General features: G+C 69.0%; 1 protein-coding gene and 2 pseudogenes. All 3 read right to left on the bottom strand.

Annotation, left to right across the window (positions count from 1 at the left end; genetic code table 11):
- Positions 1-1,568, bottom strand: a 1,568-nt coding sequence (locus IEJ02_RS47400; RefSeq protein ID WP_317986113.1) for a type I polyketide synthase, incomplete at its 3' end; no start/stop codon positions are given.
- Positions 1,569-1,596: 28 nt separating this feature from the next.
- Positions 1,597-2,052, bottom strand: a pseudogene (locus IEJ02_RS51565) (acyl carrier protein); the annotation flags it as partial.
- A gap of 327 nt (positions 2,053-2,379) precedes the next feature.
- Positions 2,380-4,590, bottom strand: a pseudogene (locus IEJ02_RS47395) (MDR/SDR family oxidoreductase); the annotation flags it as partial.
- Positions 4,591-4,793: the final 203 nt, after the last annotated feature.

The following is a 4,793-nucleotide window of genomic DNA, read 5'->3' as shown; positions in this document are numbered from 1 at the left end:
GACAACACCGCCCGCTGAGCGACCAGCGCACCCGCCACGTGCGACAGAGACACGCTGTCCGACGATTCGAGCAGGGAGGCGAGGCGCTCGGCCTGTCCAGACAGTGATTCTGCGGAGGCCGCCGAGATCACCAGGGGCACGGCGCCATCGCTCTTGGCGGGCTCTGCCGGTTCCACTTCGGGCTCCGGTACCTGTTCCAGGATCACGTGCGCGTTCGTCCCGCTCACGCCGAAACCCGAGACGCCCGCCCGGCGCGGCCGGTCCGCCTCCGGCCACTCGCGTGCCTCAGCCAACACCTCCACCGCGCCCGCCGACCAGTCCACCCGCGACGACGGGGCGTCGACATGCAGGGTGGGCGGCAGCACGCCGTGCCGCAGCGCCTCCACCATCTTGATCACACCGGCCACACCCGCGGCCGCCTGCGTGTGGCCGATGTTGGACTTCAGCGAACCCAGCCACAACGGCCGATCCTGCGGCCGGTCCTGACCATAAGTCGCCAACAGCGCCTGCGCCTCGATCGGATCACCCAGCACCGTACCCGTGCCATGCCCTTCCACCACATCCACATCGCACGCCGACAGGCCCGCGTTGGCGAGCGCCTTGCGGATCACCCGCTGCTGCGACGGACCATTCGGCGCCGTCAGACCGTTCGAGGCGCCGTCCTGATTGACCGCCGAGCCGCGGACGACCGCCAGCACCCTGTGGCCCTTGTGCCGGGCCTCGGACAGCCGCTCCAGGACCACGACACCGGCGCCCTCGGCCCACCCCGTACCGTCAGCGGCATCCGCATACGACTTGCACCGGCCGTCGGCGGCGAGCCCCCGCTGCCGCGAGAACTCCACGAACGCCCCCGGCGTCGCCATCACCGTCGCACCGCCCGCCAGCGCCATCGAGCACTCGCCGCGGCGCAGCGCCTGGACGGCAAGGTGGATGGCGACCAGCGAGGAAGAGCAGGCCGTGTCCACGGTCACCGCCGGACCCTCGAAACCGAACACGTAGGAGACCCGGCCCGAGGCCACACTGGCCGCCGCTCCCGTGCCGGTGAGACCCTCCAGTTCGGGGGGCACGTTGCCACCAGCGAAGTAGTCGACGCCCATGATGCCGCTAAAGACACCGACATCCGTGCCCTTCAAGGTCTCCGGGTCGATCCCGGCGCGCTCCAGGGCCTCCCACGAGGTCTCCAGGAGCAGGCGCTGCTGCGGATCCATCGCCAGCGCCTCACGCGGCGAGATCCCGAAGAGGCTGCCGTCGAACAGGCCCGCCTCGTGCAGGAACCCGCCCTGGTCGACGTACGACGTGCCGGTCTTCTCCGGGTCCGCGTCGAACAGGCCGTCCAGGTCCCAGCCTCGGTCGGCAGGGAAGCCGGACACGCCGTCCCGGCCCTCGCTGACCAGCCGCCACAAGTCCTCCGGGCTCGCCACACCGCCCGGCAGACGGCACGCCATGCCCACGATCGCGATCGGTTCGTGGGATGCGTTCACGAGCTGGCGGTTGCGCTTCTTCAGCGAGCCGACCTCTTCGAGCGACTTCCGCAGCGCCTCGACAAGCTTCTCGTATGAAGTACTCACTCAGCTATCCTCATCAGTTGGTGCCGCATCAGCCTTCTAGGTCCTCGTCGCTGTCACCGAGCGCCAGTTGGACGAGGTCATCGACGTCCAGACCAGCGAGCGCCCCCGGTCCGTCCGTCTCGTCCGGCTGCCCGGCCCCGGGCGTCACGGTGTCGAGAGCGGCCAGCTCGACCAGGGCGTCCAGCAGGCCGGCCTCCCGGATCCGGGCCAGCGGGAGGGAGACCAGGGCGTGCCGCAGCCGCTCTTCGTCGACCTCCGCTCCGCTCTTCGCGCCGTCCGGGAGGAGTTCGGCGTGTACGTGGCGGGCCAGCGCGAGCGGGGTCGGGTAGTCGAAGACCACCGTCGCGGCCAGGTTGAGACCGGTGGCCTCACGGAGGCGGTTCCGGAGCTCGACCGACATGAGCGAGTCGAAGCCGGCGTCCTTGAACCGCGTACCGGCCACGACCCCCTCCGTACCGTTGTGCCCCAGCACCGTCGCCACCTCGGTGCGAAGGAGGTCGACGAGCACGGCCTCCTGCTCGGTCCGCGCGAGTCCGGCCAGCTGGCGGAGCAGGCCGTCACCGCTGTCACCGGACGCGGCCCGCACCACCTGCCGTCGGCCGGTGTGCACCAGACCGCACAGCAGGGTCGGGATGCCGCGGCCCGCGGCCGCGTCAGCGCGCAGCGCCCGCAGGTCCAGCTTGACCGGCACCGCCAGAGCGGTAGGACTCCGCAGGACCGCGTCAAACAACCGCATGCCCTCGGCAGGAGCGATAGGCAGTACACCGCCACGACTCATCCGGGCCTGATCGGCAACACCCAAATGAGCNGCGCGCAGCGCCCGCAGGTCCAGCTTGACCGGCACCGCCAGAGCGGTAGGACTCCGCAGGACCGCGTCAAACAACCGCATGCCCTCGGCAGGAGCGATAGGCAGTACACCGCCACGACTCATCCGGGCCTGATCGGCAACACCCAAATGAGCGGTCATACCACTGCTCTGCTCCCACAAACCCCACGCAAGCGACGTCCCCGGCAGACCAGCCGCCCGACGCCGGTACGCCACCGCGTCAAGGTAAGCGTTAGCCGCCGCATAATTACCCTGACCAGCCGAACCGAACAGCCCCGACGCGGAAGAGAACAACGCGAACACCGACAGATCCATATCCCGCGTCAACTCATCCAAATGCCGTACGGCCCCCACCTTCGGCCCGAACACATACGACAACCGCTCCGGCGTCAACGCACCGATCACACCATCGTCCAACACACCCGCGGTATGCACGACCCCGATAAGCGGATGCTCCGCCGACACCGAACCAAGGAGCGCAGCCACCGCATCCCGGTCAGCAACATCACACGCCACCACCGCCACCGACACCGCCCCCAACTCCCGCAACTCACCAACCAGTTCCCTCGCACCCTCCGCATCCCCGCCACGCCGACTCGCCAGAACCAAGTGACGGACACCATGCTCAGTCACCAGATGCCGGGCCAGCAGCGCACCCAGCGAACCCGTACCACCGGTCACCAACACCGTCCCCTCACCCCCCAGAGCCAGACCCCCCTCCNCCAGTTCCCTCGCACCCTCCGCATCCCCGCCACGCCGACTCGCCAGAACCAAGTGACGGACACCATGCTCAGTCACCAGATGCCGGGCCAGCAGCGCACCCAGCGAACCCGTACCACCGGTCACCAACACCGTCCCCTCCGCATCAAGGGGTTTCGGAACGCTCAGCACTATCTTGCCGATGTGCTGGGCCTGGCTCATGTAACGGAACGCGTCCGGTGCACTGCGCACGTCCCATGCGGTACGCGGCAGCGGGGTAAGCTCTCCCGCCTCGAACAGTCCCATCAATTCGGTGAGCATCTGCTGGATGCGGTCGGGACCGGCCTCAATCAGGTCGAATGCCTGGTAGGCAACCCCCGGGTACGTGCCGGCGACGGTGGCGGCATCCCGGATATCGGTTTTGCCCATCTCGATGAACCTGCCCCCGCGGGGCAGCAGCCGCAGCGAGGCGTCCACGAGCTCCCCGGCCAGACAGTCCAGAACCACATCCATTCCGGCACCCGAGGTCCCGGCCAGGAAGCGCTCCTCGAACTCCGCCGTCCGCGAGGACGCAATGCACGTGTCTTCCAAGCCCAGTTCCCGCAACACCGCCCACTTGCCGGGGCTCGCCGTACCGAACACCCTGGCACCCAAGTGCCGGGCTATCTGCGTCGCCGCCATGCCTACACCACCAGTGGCAGCATGGATCAGCACCGATTCGCCCGCCCGCAAGCCGGCCAGATCACGCAGACCGTAATAGGCGGTGAGGAAGGCTACGGGGACCGATGCCGCCTGCTGGAACGACCACCCCTCGGGCATCGGGACGAGATACCGTCGGTCGGTGACAGCGATCGATCCGAACCCGACGCTTGTCAGGCCCATCACCCGGTCACCGACGGCCAGACCCGTCACACCCTCGCCGACCTCCAGCACCACACCAGCGCCTTCACCACCCAGCTCAGCCGCGTCCGGATACATCCCCAACGCGATCAGAACGTCGCGAAAGTTGATGCCCAACGCCCGCAGACCAACACGGACCTGACCTGCAGCCAACGGCGCCGCAGCACCAGGCTCGGGCAACAGAGCAAGGTTGTCGAGCGTGCCACCCCCTGTAGCACCCAACCGCCACTCACACGCCTCTTCAGGTACCTGCAAGATCCGCTCACTGGCATGGACGAACCGGGGCGCCGACAGCATGGTGCCCCGGACCGCAAGTNCGGGGACGGCCCCCCGGGTCACCACCACCAGCCCGGAGTCCTCAAAGGCCTCCTCCGCCAGCCAGGCCTGTACGACGCCCAGCACCCTGCCCGTCAAGGCAAGCACCTCGTCGGCGTCGTCAGCCCCGTCACCGTAGGCCTCCAGAACGGCCACGGCCGGAACGTCGGCGGCCAGGGCGGCCACCTCCTCGGCGGACGTGACCGGCACCCAGGAAGACTCCAACTCAGCGACCGCCCCAGACATCGCCGGCAGCTCGGTCCACTCCACCCCGAACAAAGCGCCCCGGCTGCCGTCGGCCACCGCGGTGTCCAACTGCTCGACCGGCACGGGCCGGGAGACCAGCGACTGCAGACTGAGCAGCGGCCCACCGGTCAGATCGCCGGCTTCGAGAGAGAGAGTGTGAGCGGCGGACCGCACCAGGCGCACCCGCAGCGCGGAGGCGCCGACGGCGTGCAAGCGCAGCCCACTCCAACCGAACGGCA

The sequence above is a fragment of the Streptomyces sp. 5-10 genome, assembly GCF_014712245.1.
Lineage (GTDB): Bacteria > Actinomycetota > Actinomycetes > Streptomycetales > Streptomycetaceae > Streptomyces > Streptomyces violaceusniger.
Note: the sequence above shows the minus strand (reverse complement) of the source record. Positions and strands in the feature narration are given on the sequence as shown.